At 69.4% G+C, this 15,938-nt stretch carries 11 protein-coding genes; 7 read left to right on the top strand and 4 right to left on the bottom strand.

The genetic code is table 11. The features are described from left to right. The first annotated feature begins 99 nt into the window (after nt 1–99). The 7 genes from FNH24_RS18520 to FNH24_RS18550 all read left to right on the top strand — a co-directional run bounded on the left by FNH24_RS18520 (nt 100) and on the right by FNH24_RS18550 (nt 10,040). Nucleotides 100–5,619, top strand: a complete 5,520-nt coding sequence (locus tag FNH24_RS18520) for a DUF6531 domain-containing protein (protein WP_152363687.1) — start codon at nt 100–102, stop codon at nt 5,617–5,619. A gap of 9 nt (nt 5,620–5,628) precedes the next feature. Continuing rightward, nucleotides 5,629–5,910: a YrhB domain-containing protein gene (locus FNH24_RS18525; RefSeq protein ID WP_152363688.1), complete on the top strand. Its 282-nt coding sequence runs from the start codon at nt 5,629–5,631 to the stop codon at nt 5,908–5,910. A 534-nt stretch (nt 5,911–6,444) separates the two neighbouring features. After that, on the top strand, nt 6,445–6,816 hold the full coding sequence (locus FNH24_RS18530) for a hypothetical protein (RefSeq protein ID WP_152363689.1): 372 nt from the start codon (nt 6,445–6,447) through the stop codon (nt 6,814–6,816). A 164-nt stretch (nt 6,817–6,980) separates the two neighbouring features. Further along, entirely contained in the window at nt 6,981–7,178 is a 198-nt protein-coding gene (locus tag FNH24_RS18535; RefSeq protein WP_152363690.1) for a ubiquitin-like protein Pup, read from the top strand. After that, the gene (gene prcB, locus FNH24_RS18540) at nt 7,175–8,020 is read left to right on the top strand and encodes a proteasome subunit beta (RefSeq protein ID WP_152363691.1); all 846 of its coding nucleotides are present in this window, start codon (nt 7,175–7,177) and stop codon (nt 8,018–8,020) included. The genes FNH24_RS18535 and prcB overlap by 4 nt, the downstream gene beginning before the upstream one ends. Beyond that, nucleotides 8,017–8,877 carry a proteasome subunit alpha gene (prcA, locus tag FNH24_RS18545; RefSeq protein ID WP_152363692.1) on the top strand — a complete coding sequence of 287 codons (861 nt, stop codon included), beginning with the start codon at nt 8,017–8,019 and terminating at the stop codon, nt 8,875–8,877. Before prcB ends, prcA begins: the two co-directional genes overlap by 4 nt. A 116-nt stretch (nt 8,878–8,993) precedes the next feature. Continuing rightward, nucleotides 8,994–10,040, top strand: coding sequence for a prephenate dehydrogenase (locus FNH24_RS18550; protein ID WP_246186960.1), 1,047 nt, complete (start codon nt 8,994–8,996; stop codon nt 10,038–10,040). 9 nt (nt 10,041–10,049) lie between these two features. Here the strand turns inward: FNH24_RS18550 and FNH24_RS18555 are convergent, their stop codons facing one another. The 4 genes from FNH24_RS18555 to FNH24_RS18570 form a co-directional block, all read right to left on the bottom strand. Next, the gene (locus FNH24_RS18555; RefSeq protein ID WP_152363693.1) at nt 10,050–12,548 is read right to left on the bottom strand and encodes an Hsp70 family protein; all 2,499 of its coding nucleotides are present in this window, start codon (nt 12,546–12,548) and stop codon (nt 10,050–10,052) included. Next, nucleotides 12,545–12,952: a hypothetical protein gene (locus FNH24_RS18560; RefSeq protein WP_152363694.1), complete on the bottom strand. Its 408-nt coding sequence runs from the start codon at nt 12,950–12,952 to the stop codon at nt 12,545–12,547. The genes FNH24_RS18555 and FNH24_RS18560 overlap by 4 nt, the downstream gene beginning before the upstream one ends. After that, entirely contained in the window at nt 12,930–14,768 is a 1,839-nt protein-coding gene (locus tag FNH24_RS18565; RefSeq protein WP_152363695.1) for a hypothetical protein, read from the bottom strand. The genes FNH24_RS18560 and FNH24_RS18565 overlap by 23 nt, the downstream gene beginning before the upstream one ends. 101 nt (nt 14,769–14,869) lie before the next feature. Then, on the bottom strand, nt 14,870–15,889 hold the full coding sequence (locus FNH24_RS18570) for an alpha/beta fold hydrolase (protein ID WP_152363696.1): 1,020 nt from the start codon (nt 15,887–15,889) through the stop codon (nt 14,870–14,872). Between the last annotated feature and the right edge of the window lie 49 nt (nt 15,890–15,938).

Below are 15,938 nucleotides of genomic sequence, written 5' to 3' on the forward strand. Positions count from 1 at the left end.
ACCCGTCGTCGGGGTTCAGGTCGGCGCGGTGACTCCATCAAGGCGTAAGTTATGGGGTCGCGTCAGGCGTGCGGGAAACGAATAGCCGGAAGGTGAACTGTGGCGAGTAGTGATCCGAGTAGCTGGGGTGGGCTTCCCGATGTCAAGATCGACGAGGGGGCCGCGGATTCGCTGATCTCCTGGTGCACCGACACGGCGAAGAAGCTCCGCAGCCAGTGCTCCACCCGCCGGGGCGGCACCAGCACCGCGCTGCAGGACTTCAAGGGACGCTTCTCGGAGATCTTCGAGACCAATCAGGGCATCGCCGACGAGGACGGCGACAACATCGCCACCGCGCTGGACGACGTTGCACGCCAGGTGGAGTACGTCAAGGGTCTGGTGCCCGACGAGAACCGGCGCCGCCGGGAAGCCCGGGAGTGGAAGAAGCGGCACGACGAGGACAAGGCGCACCTCACGTTCTCCGACCTCGGTGGTGACGAGGATCCGCCGGAGGGACCCAAGCCGCCGCCAGAACCGAAGCAGTTTTCGGCCAACGCCAAGGATCGGGAGAATCCGACGCCCGGTGCCGGTGGCGACGGCGGCGGCGGTACGTCGTCGGCGCGGCCGTCGGCCTTGCGCACGTTCGCGAGCGGCCTGACCGAATCGCTCCAGGCCCTGCAGGAGAAGCCCGCCAAGCTGCGGGGCTTCGAGACCGACTTCAACGACGGATTCGACTGGGGAGTCGACGGAGCGACGGGGATCGACGGCTCCGCGGTCTACACCGCGCTGGGGCTGTACAACCAGCTCAACGACCAGGACAAGACCTGGGTGGATGCGGTCGCGTCGGCCTTCGAACAGGCCGGTGGATCCGGTGCCATGGTGACGGTCTCCAACAGCGCCTTGGAGGCCAGCATCCAGGCCGCCGGCGTGCCGGTGAATCGCTACGACATCCCACCCACCTCGCCCGCGCGGCTCGGGGTGGCGCCGACGACCGGATACTCCGACGATCCGGTGAACGCCTCCACCGGCAACTTCGTCGAGCCGGAGACGGACCTGTCGTTCGCCGGCGGCTGTGCGTCGCTGGTGCTGAGCCGGATGTACAACTCATTCAACCGGGCACGTGGTGGCTTCGGGCCGGGTTGGTCGAGCTGGACCGAGGTCCGGCTCACCATCACCGACGAGGCCGCGCAGCTGACGCAGCCCGACGGCCGGGTGATCGAGTTTCCGCGGCTGGGCACCGGCTGGGACCGCGGCCGTGGAGTGCCGCTGTGGCTCGACCGCGACGACGCGGCGGACGAGCTGCGGGTGAGCGACAACGACGGCGGGACCTGGCGCTTCAGCACGGCCGGCCTGCCGCTCTCGTACGACCGCGGGGTCGGCACCATGATCAGCTTCGGCCACGTCGAGGGGCGGCTGATCGGCCTGGAGCACGAACGCGGCCGCCGGCTGAGCCTGGAATGGAGTGGCGACTCCGTCACCGCGGTGGTGGCCTCCGACGGTCGCCGGATCGACTACGGCTACGACGCCGCCGGACAGTTGATCTCGGTGGTGGGCGTTGGAGTGACGCGCAGCTACCGCTGGAACGACGCCGGGCTGATCGAGGAGGTCGTCGACGCCGACGGCGTGGTCGAGGTGCACAACACCTATGACGACCAGAGCCGGGTGACCAGCCAGCGATCCCCGCACGGACGGGTCAGCCGCTACAGCTATCTGCCGGGCAACGTCACCGAGGTCGCCGACCTCGACGGGAGCCGGGCGAACACCTGGATCCACGACGGCCGCGGTCGGCTGATCGGCATCATCGACAGCTTCGACCGGCGCCAGTCCACCAGCTACGACGCCCAGGGCAATCCGGTCCTGGTGCGGGGCCGCGACGGCGGGGCCACGGTCCGCCAGTACGACGACCGCGGCCATGTGGTGCGCGAGGTCAGCCCGTCCGGCGCCGAGACCCAGTGCGCCTACGACGACCACGACCGGATCGTCACCGTGATCACCGGCGAGGGCGCGGTGACGACGTACGCCTATGACGGCACCGGCCGCAACCCGGCGACGATGACCGACCCGGAGGGCGGGGTCACTCACTTCGAGTGGCGCGACGGACTGCTGACCCGGCTGGTCGACCCGGTCGGGGTGCCGTTGCGGTTCGACTACGACGAGCACGGCGATCTCACAGCCACCACCAACGCGGCCGGTGATTGCGCGCGGCTGGAATACGACGCGTCCGGTCGGGTGATCGCGGCGATCACGCCGAGTGGTCTGCGGACCGTCTTCGTCCACGGGCCGCACGGGGTCGCCGAGCGGCACGACCCCGACGGCGCGATCTGGGCCTTCGAATACACCGCCGGCGGACGGCTGGCGGCCACGCTCGATCCGACCGGGGCGCGGACCGAGCTCGAATACGGCACCGACGGCGAGGAGTCGCGGACCATCGATCCGCTCGGCCGGGCGGTCGAGCGCCGCTTGGACGATCTCGGCAACCTCGCCGCGGTCGAGCTGCCGGACGGCAGCACCTGGCGGTTCGAGCACGATTCGCTGTCCCGGCTGAGCCGGACCACGACGCCGGACGGCCATTCCTGGAGCTGGCGCTACGGCGACGGCGGCGCGCCCGACACCGTGATCGACCCGCTCGGCCACGAACTCTCGGTCGCCGCGGACCCCACCGGGGGCGTCGTGTCGCGGGACGCGACGGGGGCGCTGACCCACCGGTTCGACGAGCTCGGCCGGCCGGTCGCCGTCGGGCAGGTCGACGGGTCGGCGGCGCTCAGCACCTACGACCGGTGCGGTCGACCGGTGGAGCTGCTCGACCCCGAGGGCTCGCTGACCCGGATCGAGCGGGATGCCGCCGGCCGGGTGGTCGCGGTCACCTCGCCGGTCGGTGACGTGACCCGATTCGAGTACGACGCCTGCGGCCGGCGGAGCGCGACCATCGATGCGCTCGGCCACCGCACCACGATCAGCTACGACGAGGACAGCCGTCCGGTGCAGCTGCGCCTGCCGTCGGGCGAGCTCGGCTGGCAGCGGTACGACCGTGGCGGACGGCTGGCCGCCAGCTTCGTCCCCGGGGTCGGCAGCACCCGTTACGAGTACGACCTCGCTGGCCGGGTGGTCGCGATCTCCGATCCGAGCAGCGGGCGGCGCCGGTTCCGCTACGACGCGGCCGGGCAGCTGATCGCGGTGATCAACGGCAACGGCGGAGCGACGCGCTACGGCTACGACGCGGCCGGGCGCAACACGACGATCACCGATCCGCTGGGCCGGGTGACCCGGCGGGAGTTCGATGCCGAGCACCGGTGCGTCGCCGAGACCGACCCGCTCGGCCGGACCACCCGGGCGGGCTACGACGCCGTCGGTCGTCAGACCTGGCAGGAAGAGCCCGGCGGCCGGCGGACCGAGTGGACCTACGACGCCGCCGGCCGGGTGGCCTCGATCGCCGTCGACGGGCGGACGGTCAGCAGCATCAGCCGCGATCTGCGCAACCGCCGGGTCACGGTCACCGACCGGTCCCGCCGGGATCGGGTCAGCGTCAGCGAGCTGGAGTGGAACCGTCGGCAGCAGTTGATCCGCCGGGACCGGGACGGCCAGGCTGTCAGTTGGACCTACGACGCGGCCGGGCGCCGGACGGCGATGACCACCCCGGACGGCGCGACGACGACGTACGACTACGACGCGGCGAGCCGGCTCACCACGATCGACCACCCGCTGCTCGGCCGGGCCCGGCTCAGCAGCGACGGATCCGGCCGGCTGGTCGCCGTCGAGGCAGCCGGGGTGTCCCAGTCGTGGAGCTACGCCGACGGATTCGTCACCGGCCATGTGCTCACCGAGGACGGCGGTTCTCGGCGCACCACCATCGGCCGTGACACCGACGGCCGGATCGTCGGCCTCGACACGACGGCTGCCGACGGCTCGCGCGAGTCCGCCCGGTTCGACTACGACGCTGCGCACCAGCTGGTCGCCAGGACCGTCGGCGACGTGATCTCCCGCTGGCACTATGACCTGGCCGGTCGACTGGTCGCCGAGAGCCACGGTGGTCGGTCGTGCGACTACGGCTACGACGCCGCGGGGCAGCTGACGTCGGTGACCGCTGCCGACGGCACGACCCGACACCAGTACGACAGCACCGGCCGACGGCTGCGGACCTCCTTCGCCGACGGCCGGGTGCGGGACTACGCCTGGTCGCCGACCGGTTACCTGGCCGAGGTCGCCGACCGCTCCGGCGATCAGGTCCGGCGGACCCGGCTGCACGTCGACGCAACCGGCGAGCTTGCCTCCATCGCGTCCGGATTCGGTGCCGACGCCACCGAGCTGCCGACCTTCTGGGACAGCGCCGATCCGTATGCCCCCGCTCTGGTGCAGGTGGGGGAGACCTCGATCCTCGGGGCGGCCGGGATGACCGGCGTCGGTGACCGCTGGACGGCATCGGGCTGGCGTTCCACCCGGGCCACCGGCGCCGACCCGTGGAGCGTCGAGCCCGGACGGGCGGTCGGCCTGCCCGGTGCGATGGGCGAGGTCAGCGTCGGGGCGGCCGGCGAACTGGGCATCGCCGGCCTGGAGTGGCTGCACGCGCGGGTCTACGATCCGGCGACGCGGGGCTTCCTGTCGGTGGATCCGCTGGATCCGGTGCCGGGAGCCGGCTGGGCCGGGAACCCGTACTCCTATGCCGGTAACGATCCGTTGCACGCGGCGGATCCGACCGGTCTGAAGCCGGTCTCGCAGGCCGATCTGGAGAACGCCCGCAAGCCCTGGTATGAGAAGGCCTGGGACGCGACCACCGAGTGGGTCGGCAACAACTGGGAGTATCTGGCGGGCGGCGCGATGGTGCTGGCCGGCGGCGTCCTGATGGCCACCGGGGTCGGTGGCCCGGCGGGCATGATGCTGATCTCGGCCGGCGCCGACACGATCATCCAGAAGGCGACGACCGGTGAGGTCAACTGGGGCCAGGTCGCCGTCTCCGGCGCTCTCGGCGGCGTCGGCGGGCTCGGGCTGGCCGGCCGGCTCGGTGCCACCGGCTGGAAGGCGGCCGCGATCAACGGCGCGGTCTCCGGCGGCGTGGGCGGCGCCGGGATGGGCGGCTATCGCTATGCCACGGGGCCCGGACCGCACAGCGTGAGCGGCTTCCTCAGTGCGACGACTACGGGTGCGGTGCAGGGGGCGGTCCTCGGTGGCGCCGGCGGCGCCGGGGGACACGGGCTGGTCTCCGGGGTCCGGGGGCTGCGGAACGTCAGGCCCAACCAGACGGTCGGCGGCACCCATCCGTTGCGCGACATCAATCCCCTGCACGGCAACATGAACTGCGGGCCGTGTTCGCTGGCGCTCGACTCGACGCTGAGCGGCAGTCCGGCCTCAGCGATGAATGTCGGTCCGATGACCTTGGGCGAGGTCGCAGAAGCCGCAGGTAAGCAGCCATCGGCGTGGGGAAATGTGCGGACCCACCAGTCGATCATGAATGAGATGGCCAATGCGGGATCGGGAGCGCGCGGCATCATCTACGGCGGTCGAGGAACGCCGGCTAATCCTGGGATGGGTCACTTCTACAACGTCATGAACCAGGGAGACAATGTGGTGCAAATGGATGGTCAACTGGGCAACGTCGTCGACCACTCAGGCAACTTCAACTGGTTTGCTCTGCTCCGGACCAACTAGGGAGACAACGTGCGACTCGACGAAGCAGCCGAACGAGCAACCGCCCTGCTGAGCGAACTCTCATCGTCAGGCGATCCGGCTGCCCTGATGATCACGCGGGCGGAACTGAGAGACCATGGCTGGCTGTTTTTCTATTCCAGCTCGGCATTTGTGCAGTCGCGATCTTTCATCGACGCGCTGGGCGGAGACTTGCCGATCTTGGTCTCCTCGGACGGCGTAGCTGTGGCCATTCCCTATGACGAGGTCCCACACAAGGCTGGAGAACCGATTCATCCCGGGTATTCGAGCTGACATGAGGACTACCCGGTCTGACTGGGAGGATGAGTGACGATTACTCGACTGGGCCGCAATCGGGAACTGCGCTACGGTGATCCGGAGGGTCAGAGCAATCTTCCATAGGACATTTAGGAAGTTATGAAATATCTAACCTTGGCCGCTGACTACCTGGAGCCTTCAATCCGGGACGACGGGAGCGGCGTGCAGAGTTCTCCTGGAGAATTGGGTATTCCTGCGGATCTCGCGCAAGAGATCCGGTCCTGGAATGACCGGTATCAGCCGGTTATTCCGGCCTCTACTCGGCAGCGAGAGACGATGAAGGCCGAAATCTCGGAGCTCGATGAACTAGGGTTGGACTTGGCTGGCAGAATCTCCGCCGCACTGGGCGACGCAAAGGTTCGCTACTTCAGTGAAGGCCTCCTGTGGCACCTGGATCCGTCCTGAGTTCAGGCGATGTCGCGATTCACGGCTCGCCCACTGATTCTGGCAGAACGCCGAGTGCCTAGGGGAGCGGTGATGCCATGGCAGACTTTCAAACCAGGAAGATGAATGATACTTATTCAGTTGGGCCTCTATCGAGAGCTTCCGTACAGTGACCCGAACGGCGAGAGCATCCACCGCACATTGAAGCTTGATCCGGCAGGGAAGGCTCGGGTTGTTGCCTATCTCCGGGATGCGCCGGTGTTTGCGGCATCGGGAATCCTGGGCACGGATTACTTCACGGGCGGCGAACTCGGTCCGTTCTATACCCACACGGACGGCCGATGGGAATGGTATAGCGACCTTGCTCACTATGTCGAGCATCACGACACGTGGCTTCCCGATGACTTCGTCGCCGTCGCTTCGCAGTCGGATCCACCGCAGCTCACCGATGAAGAGCTGATAGCGCTCGCGGATTCGTTGTTCCCGAATGAGGAGTGAGGAAGCCTGTCGGAGGGACTTGTTCCGTTCCCTGGGCCTGTCGAAGCATGTCCTGAGCCTGCTCATGCCCGTGTCCGCCTGGAGCGATGCTTCCGCGCACTGTGGGTGCCGGACACTAGGCTAGGAGTGACAACCAGAGGCCCAGGCCTCGGGGAGGAGCAGTCATGGCTGAGACAGAGCACACCCGGAAGCGCTCGCGTACCCGGGAAGACGAGGAAGTCGAAGAGATCGCCCCGGCCGACACGGCCCACAAGGCGGAGTTGGATTCCGACGTCGACTCGTTGCTGGACGAGATCGACGATGTGCTCGAGGTCAACGCCGAAGAGTTCGTCCGAAGCTTCGTTCAGAAGGGTGGGCAGTGAGCGATCTGTCGTCGATAGGTCTGTCACCGGAGTACTTCAAGATCGGTACGTCGTCGTTCTACGAGTTCGCCTCGGCCGTGGCGCCGCAGGTGCTCCCTGCGGGTCGAGCCGCTGAGCTCGGCCCGGGGGACGCCGGCGCCCTGGCTCCGCACGGGACGACGATCGCCGCGGCGACGTTCCCCGGCGGGGTGGTCGTGGCCGGTGACCGGCGGGCCACCGCGGGCAACGTGATCGCTCAGCGCGACATCGAGAAGGTCTATCCGGCGGACGAGTTCTCGGTGATCAGCATCGCCGGCTCGGCCGGGATCGGGCTCGACATGATGCGCCTGTTCCAGCTCGAGCTGGAGCACTACGAGAAGCTCGAGGGATCGCCGTTGTCCCTGGTGGGCAAGGCGAATCGGCTGGCCACGATGGTCCGTGGCAACCTCGCCCTGGCCCTGCAGGGTCTGATCGCGGTGCCGCTGTTCGCCGGCTGGGATCTGGCCGAGGCCCGGGGCCGGATCTTCTCCTACGACCCGACCGGCGGCCGCTACGAGGAGCACGATTTCTATTCGATCGGCTCCGGATCGCTGTTCGCCCGCGGCTCGCTGAAGAAGCTGTACCGGCCCGACCTGGACGCAGCCGGGACCACGATGGCCGTGATCCAGGCCTTGTACGACGCGGCCGACGACGACTCGGCCACCGGCGGTCCGGACGTGACCCGACGGATCTACCCGGTGATCCTGATCGCTGGGCCCAGCGGGGTCGAGCGGGTCACCGAAGACCGGGTCGCCGAGCTCGTGGACCAGATGTTGACCGGCCGGATGCAGCGCCCCGACGGACCAGGAGCCCCGCTTTCATGAGCATGCCGTTCTACGTCGCCCCCGAGCAGCAGATGAAGGACCGGGCCGACTATGCCCGGAAGGGGATCGCGCGCGGCCGGTCGGTGGTCGTGCTGCACTATGCCGACGGCATCCTGTTCGTCGCCGAGAACCGGTCCCAGGCGCTGCACAAGGTGAGCGAGATCTACGACCGGATCGGCTTCGCCGCCGTCGGCCGCTACAACGAGTTCGAGAACCTGCGCACCGCCGGCATCCGGTACGCCGACCTGCGCGGATACAGCTACGACCGCACCGACGTCACCGGGCGCGGCCTGGCCAACGCGTACGCGCAGCTGTTGGGCACGATCTTCTCCTCCGGCGGTGAGAAGCCGTACGAGGTGGAGATCGTGGTTGCCGAGCTGGGCGCCGAATCGGACCAGGACCAGATCTATCGGCTCACCTACGACGGCTCGGTCAACGACGAGGAGGGGTTCGCCGTGATGGGCGGCTCCGCCGAGGCCATCACCGAGGCGATTCGGGGCGCGTTCCAGCCCGATCTCGGGTTGGCCGACGCGGCCCGGCTGGCCGTCCGCGCGCTGACCTCCGACCAGGGCGCCGGAGCGCCGCCGCGGGCTCTCGACGTGGACGCGCTCGAGGTGGCCGTGCTGGACCGGACCAGGACGCTGCCGCGGAAGTTCCGGCGGATCCGGGGCGACCGGCTGGCCGAGCTGCTCGGCCCGTCCGCCGCGGCCGCCGAGCAGGCGATCGCCGACGAGACCGACCAGACCGAGCCGCCGCCGGCCAAGCCGGCCCCCGGTTCGGTCCGCGAGACCGACCTCGCCGACGGCACCGACACAGCGGCCGGACCGACCACCCCGGCGGAGCCCGACCAGACGTGACCGAGGCTTTGGCGTCCCCTGAGCCCGGAGACTCTTCGTTCCCTGAGCTCGGAGACTCTTCGTTCCCTGAGCCTGTCGAAGGGCAAGCCCGCTCCATCTCCGCACCACCGACCACGGTGATCATCGGCGCCGGAATGGTCGGCGCCTCGGTTGGCTGTGCGCTCACCGCAGCCGGCTGGCCGGTGCACCTGGTCGACGCCAAGGCCAGCCACGCCCGGGTGGCCGCGGAACTGGGCGCCGGGACCGCCGATCCGGCCGAGCCGGAGCAGGTCGCCCTGGTGATCGCCGCGGTGCCGCCGCGGGTCTTGCCGGGGGTGATCGCGACGGCCTTGAAGACTTACCCGAAGGCGGTGGTGACCGACGTCGGCTCGGTGAAGGCCGGCGTCCTGAACTCACTCTGGGACAGTGAACCGGAGCTCGCCCGCTATGTCGGCTCACATCCGATGGCGGGCTCGCAGTATTCGGGCCCGATGACCGCCCGGGCCGACCTGTTCGTGGACCGCACCTGGGTGATCACCCCGCACCGCCGGTCCGACCCGGCCGCGGTCGAGGTCGTCCGGGCGGTGGTCGCAGCCTGCCGGGCCCGGGCCGTGATCATGGACGTCGATGATCATGACGCCGCCGTGGCCCGGGTGTCGCACCTGCCGCACCTGATGTCGGTGCTGACCGCCGGCCGGTTGAACGACATCCCGGCCGACGATCTGCTGCTCGCCGGCCAGGGGCTGCGGGACGTCACCCGGATCGCCGGCTCCGACCCCGGCCTGTGGGAACAGATCCTCGGCAGCAACGCGGGCGCGGTGCTGGCCGAGTTGCGCCAGGTCCATGATCAACTCCAGGGACTGATCAAGGCGCTGGAGCAGCCCGACACCGAAGAGCTGCGGACCGTGCTGAGCTCCGGCGTCGCCGGCACCCACCGGATCCCGGGCAAGCACGGCCGGGCGGCGGTGACGTACAGCCGCGTGGTGGTGCAGATCCCGGACGAGCCGGGGGCCCTGGGCCGCCTGTTTGCCCTGGTCGGCGAATCCGGCGTCAACGTCGAAGACATCGCCATCGAGCACGACCAGGTCCGCGAGATCGGCTACCTCTCCCTCTCGGTCGACCCGGACACCGAGGCCGACCTCGTCAACGCGATCACCGCCAACGGCTGGACCGTTCAGCCGTAGGGTCGTGCGCTACCGGGTGCGGCTGACGGTGCTGAACGGGTCCGGCGGCGGTGGCGGATCCGGGATCAGGGTCGCCAGTTGCAGATTGATCCCGCGCAGCCGCTGGTAGTCGCCGGAGTCGATCGCCTGCTGGCCTTCGGCGATCAACCGGTCGGCGTGCGCTCGGTTCCGCATCTCGGCGCGGGAATCGGCCAGGTTGTCGAAGTAGTGCACCTCGAGGATGCCGTGCCGCTCCATCGCGCGGATCACATGCAGCTGCAGTTCTTCCAGTCGCTGCCGGAGCAGGTCGGCGTCGCGGCTTTCGACGGCCTGCTCGACCGCGGCGACATAGAGCGGGAGGTCGCGCTGGTCGGTGTCACTTCCGTAGGACGCGATCAGGTCGCGGCCCTCCGCGATCCGGGTCTCCGCGTCCGCGACCAGGGTCGGCCATTCCAGCTCGTTCTCGACATCGTCGACGGCCGCGCGAAGATCGAGGATCCGCTGCTGAGCGGCCGCGGCCGCGTCGGGATCGACCTTCGAGGCGTCCAGCAGCTCGTCCAGATCCTGCTCGATCCGTTCCGCTCGGATCCGCTCGAGCATCAGACCGGCGACCGGACTGCTGATCGTGGAGTCGCGATCGCGCAACTCGGCCAACCGGGTCAGGTCGCCTTCGACCTCCCGGCTGAGATCGTCGTAGGACGGGGCGGACTCGGTGCCGAGACTGATGATGTCCTCGAACTCCTGATCCAGGATCGGCAGGTAGGCCCGGGCCCGGATCAACCGCGAGGCGTCGATCTCGATGCGGAATTCGATCTCGCTGTCGACCGGCACGTTGCGGCTCACCTGCGCGGCCCGCACCTCGAGCCGGCCGATCCGGCGGTTGCGGTCGGCCCGACCGTGTTCGCCTTCCAGGACAGGGATCCGGAGCAACCCACCCCGTTCGCCGACCTGCAGCGGAACGGTCGAGCGCAGCGTCACCCGGCGCCGGACGGGCAGTCCGGTGCCGCGCTCGATCAGCCAGAGCATCTGGTTGCCGTCGAGCCCGACACCGATGGACTGGGCCAACGGCGGGTCGGTCTCGACCGAGCCCACGGTGTAGCTGAGCCGATCCTGGGTCAGGCTCAATGGTGCCCCGGTCGCGTCGGTCAACTCGACGGCGAACGTGTTCTTCCGGCCCCGCTCGGCCCACAGTGAGGTGCCGAAGACGCCGCTCTCGGGAATGGTGATCTTTCCGCTGCGCCAGGGCGGCTGCGCCTCCGCGTTGACGAGCTCGATCGCCAGACCGGTCGGCAGAGCGCCGTCCGGACCGGTCACCTTGCCGGCCAACAGCGGCTCGGTGTCCGGACCGACCGGCTGGTATTCGAACTGGATCGCGAAGGCATCGGGCGAGGCCGGGGCCGCGTCCGCGGTCGCCTCGACCCGCTGCCCGCCGGCGAAGATCGCCGCGCCGCGGGCGACGACGGTCATCGGATCCTGACCGTGCTCGAGCCGAATCCCCAGGCCGTCCCGCGGATCGGCGATCCGCTCCCGCAGATAGGGCATCAGCGTCTGGCCACCGACCATGATCACCTGCTCGATGTCGGCCGGGCCGAGCGCTCGTTCCTGGAGCGCCTTGCGGCACAGGTTGATCGATCGTACGACGAGCGGCTCGGTGAGGCGTTCGACATCGGCGCGCCGCAGCTCGTACTCGAACTCGTGCCGCCGGCCGGCCCCGTCGTCGAGCTCGACGATGACGTCGGCGGAGTCCGCGCGGGACAGTCTGATCTTCGCCGTCTCGGCGGCGAGTTTGAGCTTGTTGACGACACCGAACCAGCGCGGGTTGCCGCGTCGGAGATCGGACAGGCCGGGCAGTTGGCTCGCGACGGCCGGCACCAGCAACTCGTCGACGATCTTCCAGTCGATCAACTTGCCGCCGAGGAAGTTGTCGCCCCGGTGATTGATCACGGAGAACTCGCCGTCCCGCAGTTGGATCACCGCGGCGTCGAAGGTGCCGCCGCCGAAGTCGTACACCAGCCAGAGCGCCTTGTCGTCGGCCGCCTGGAACCCGTACGCCAGCGCGGCCGCGGTCGGTTCCTGCAGCAGCGGCGACCGGCGGAGACCGGCCAGCTCGGCGGCGCGCCGGGTCGCGTCACAGGCGCCCATGTCGAACGCCGCCGGGACGGTGATCACCGCCGCGTCGAGGTCGTCGCCGGTGCTCTGCCGCACGTCGGCCCGCAACGACTTGAGCACCTCGGCGGACAGCTCTTCCGGCGTCATCGACCGGCCGGAGGCGTCGAACTTCTTGGCCTCGCCGGCGGTGCCCATCTGCAGCTTGAACTCGATGCTGGTGTTGGCCGGGTCGAGTTCGCTGCGTTCCCGGGCGGCTCGGCCGACGTAGAGGCGGTCGCGCTTGTCGACCCAGACCGCGGACGGTGTGGTCTCCTGGCCGTCATTGTTCTTGATCACGTTGGCCTGGACACCGTGCAGCACGGCAACGGCACTGTTGGTCGTGCCGAGATCGATGCCGAAGTCGATGGTGGAACGGCTCATGAGTCCGAATCTCCTTCTGTCACAGGCTTCTCCGGCTGCTGGTTACCTTGATCATCAGGGGCGAGCGGTGGCGTACCGACGATCACCGCCCCCATCCGCAGCAGCTGCCCGCGAACGTACACGCTCGGTCGGATGGTCTCGATGATCAGCTCGCGGCCGAGCCCCGGCGTCGGCTGGAACGCGACCACGGAAAGCCTCAGGCCGGGGTCATAGGCGGCGCCGTCGTGCGACTGAGCCTCGACGCCGGCGTCGGTCAGGGCGTCGAGGGTCGAGCGCAGATGCCGATACGCCGGATCGTCCTCGCCGACCTTGCCGCGCAGCCGCCAGACCGCGGTCGCGAGGTCGGCGACGGCGTGGGCGTCCAGCCGGACGGTCGCGGGTTCAGATGCCGGGGGGACGTTCACCAATGCTCCAATGCTCCTTCAAGAGTTCCGCGATCGGCGGATAGGAACTGACCGAGTAGATGGTTATCGCCGCCGAGCCCGTGAGGGTTCGCCGGTTGATCCGTGCCTCGATGACCCGGGTGTAGATGAACAGGGCCAGTCCGACAGCCAGCGTGAGGAGCGCCAGCCAACCGTTCACGGCGGACAGGAGCAGCGCGCCGACCACGCCGCTGACGATGATCATGACGGCGGCCACGGTCGGCGGCAGACCGATGACGCTGGTCGCCGGTGGGTGCTCGTGGCTGCGCCGGCAGGAGGGGCACCGCGGGACGTCCACCGTCACGACCTGCCAGGTGAGCCGCGTCACTTCCGAGTAGTCGATCATGCTGGACAGCTTGATCGGGCAGGCGCCGGCCCCGGTCGTTCGTTGCTTGCAGAACCAGCAAAGGCCGGCGAACTCGATCACGTCGAGCTGGCCCCGGACCAGCTCGACGAGGTCGTCGGCGACGACCGACGAGTCGTCGGTGGCCAGCGTGAGCAGACGCTGCAGCCCGGCCTTGGCGGTGACGACGTCCCCGGTGCGGGCGGCGTAGACGTTGAGCAGTTGGATCGAGCCGTTGATCAACAGCTCCCAGACCGGGGCGCGCCGGTCGTCCTCGATGTCGAACTCCCGCAGGCCGGCGAGTAACGGCACCAGGGTCTCGGCGAAGGTCATGACCTTCGCGGCCTGACCGTCGGGCCGCTTCTCCACCTTCTCGATCGCGGCCAGGAGGCGAACCGCGGTGAGGTTCGTGATGTAGGTGACCAGGTTGTCGGTCAGCGTCCGCCGGGTCTGCGGGCTGACCTCGATGGGCAAGGCTCGGCGCACGAGGTCGTAGCTGGTGCGATAGCCCTCGGTGTGGTTGGCGTACCGCGCCGCACACCCGTTGACGGCGAGACCGACCTGGTCGGCGGCGGCGATGTAGCGCGGGTCCCGGCCGCCGAGGATCGCGAGCACCATCCGCAGCAGGGGCTCGGTTTCGTCGAGCAGCACGGTGCCGGCGGTGGCGGACACTTTGGGTCCCGCCTGTTCGGCGCGCTGGCAGGCCTGCCGGATCCGGGCGGTCAGCGGAGCGGCGGCCGCGGCGAGCACCTCGCCGGCGTGGTCCTCGAATGCGGACTCGGCGACGACGTCGGCGTTCCACGCGGCGCTCTTGAGGTCACCGGACTCCGCGGCGCGGACGGCCGCGGTTGCCTGGGCCGAGAGCAGCGCCCGGGGCAGCTCGGCTCTGAGCTCGGTGACGAAGCCGGTGGTGAGCCGCCGATCGTCGAGGGACCGGGCCCGGGCGGCCAGCGCGAGCCAGGGGCCATCGGCCTCGATGACCTTGCGCCAGTAGGAGTACGCGTCGTTCCAGCGAGCCTCCCGGACACTGGCCGCCTCCACCCCCGGTCGGAAGTCGAGGCAGCGGGCGTGGGTGAGGACGGCGAGGTTGTGCCAGGCCAGGTCGTCGCCGGCCTTGGCGCGGTCGAGCCAGTGCCGAGCGGCCTGTTCGGGGTCGAGCGGCGGCCGGTCCCCGGCGTCCGGCCAGAACCAGAACAGCTCCTCGATGACGCGGCGGACCGGGTCGCGGAGGTGCTGCATCGCGTCCAGGACCGCCTGAGGCTCGGGTTCGGGGTCGGGTGCCAGCAGGCCCGGTCGGCCGGCGAGCGGTGCGCCCAGTCGCTCAGCGGCGCGGATCTCGTCGGTGCGCCGCCGGATGTCCCGGGCGCTCGCCTCGGTCGGCAGTCCGCTGAGCCGGAACGCGTTGTTGCGATAGAGCTCCGGGGTCGCCACCTCCCGCAGTAGGTCGATCGCCACGCAACACGCCCTCCTCGTCGCGCCCCGCGCCCGAGCGCCGGCCGTCGGTCCAGGATGCCTCAGCCGGCCCGGAACCCCGGCCGTCGTCGCACCTGATCTTGCTATCTGGGCGACGGTCCGGGGGCGTACGGGAGCAGGTGCTGCAGGACGGCGACCAGGAAGCGGCCGGGCTGCTCATACATCGGCAGGTGGGCGGAGTCCTCGAACCACGTGACGATCTTGGCTGGTGCCTCGAGCCGGTTGAGCCAGTCGATCACCGGGCCGGTTGGCGTGACCTGATCATGCCGGCCGAGGAACTGGATGATCGGGATCGGGAACTCGTGGACCTGGGTGAAATCGAGGTCGATGAACTGCGGCAGCAGGTGATCGGCCAGGAACGCCCGGCCGGCCCGGGACGAGGCCCGGTCGGCATCGCTGTAGTCGGGCGCGGCAAGATCACCGTTGGTGAAGTACGGGCCGTCGGCACGGCCCGCCGCGACGCCGCCGAACCGCTCCACCCAGCGCCGCTGGATGATCAACTTCGACACCTCGAACGGCCGGGGATAGGGCGCGATGCCGGCCAGTTCGGCCAACGCCGTGCGGTCGTCACGCCGCTCAGCCTCGGCTCGGACCCAGCTCCAACTCGCCTCTTCGCCCAGCACGCCGGAGACGACCTGGCAGACCCCGAGGTAGGCGGCGAACAGGTCGGGCCGGAGCAGCACGGCGCGAGCCGCGACGGCGGATCCCCAACTGTGTCCGACCAGGCAGACCTGCTCGACCTCGAACTCGCCCTTGATCAGTTCGGCCAGCTCGACCGCGTCCCGGGCGCAATGATCAAGACTGAGCGCGCCCCGCAGGGCGGCCGAGTCGTCATGCTGGAAGCTGCGGCCGGCTCCGCGCTGGTCGTACTGGACGACGGTGAAGTATTCCTCGAGCGGCCGTTGCCACATCCACGACGTCGCGCTCAGCGGCGTGCCCGGCCCGCCGTGCACCACGATCATGATCGGGTTCCGCCGGTCCCGGCCCCGGATCGACACCACCTGCGGCACGCCACCCAACGCGACAACCCGCGTCTCGTCGATCGCGCCGGGCGTGGCCAGCCGGCAGAGCTCGGCAATCACCGACCCGGGAGACTCCGTCACCCCCAAATCCTCTCAAACCCATCGACAATTCGAGAACAGGTGCCACTTC

The sequence above is a fragment of the Microlunatus speluncae genome, assembly GCF_009299835.1.
Lineage (GTDB): Bacteria > Actinomycetota > Actinomycetes > Propionibacteriales > Propionibacteriaceae > Microlunatus > Microlunatus speluncae.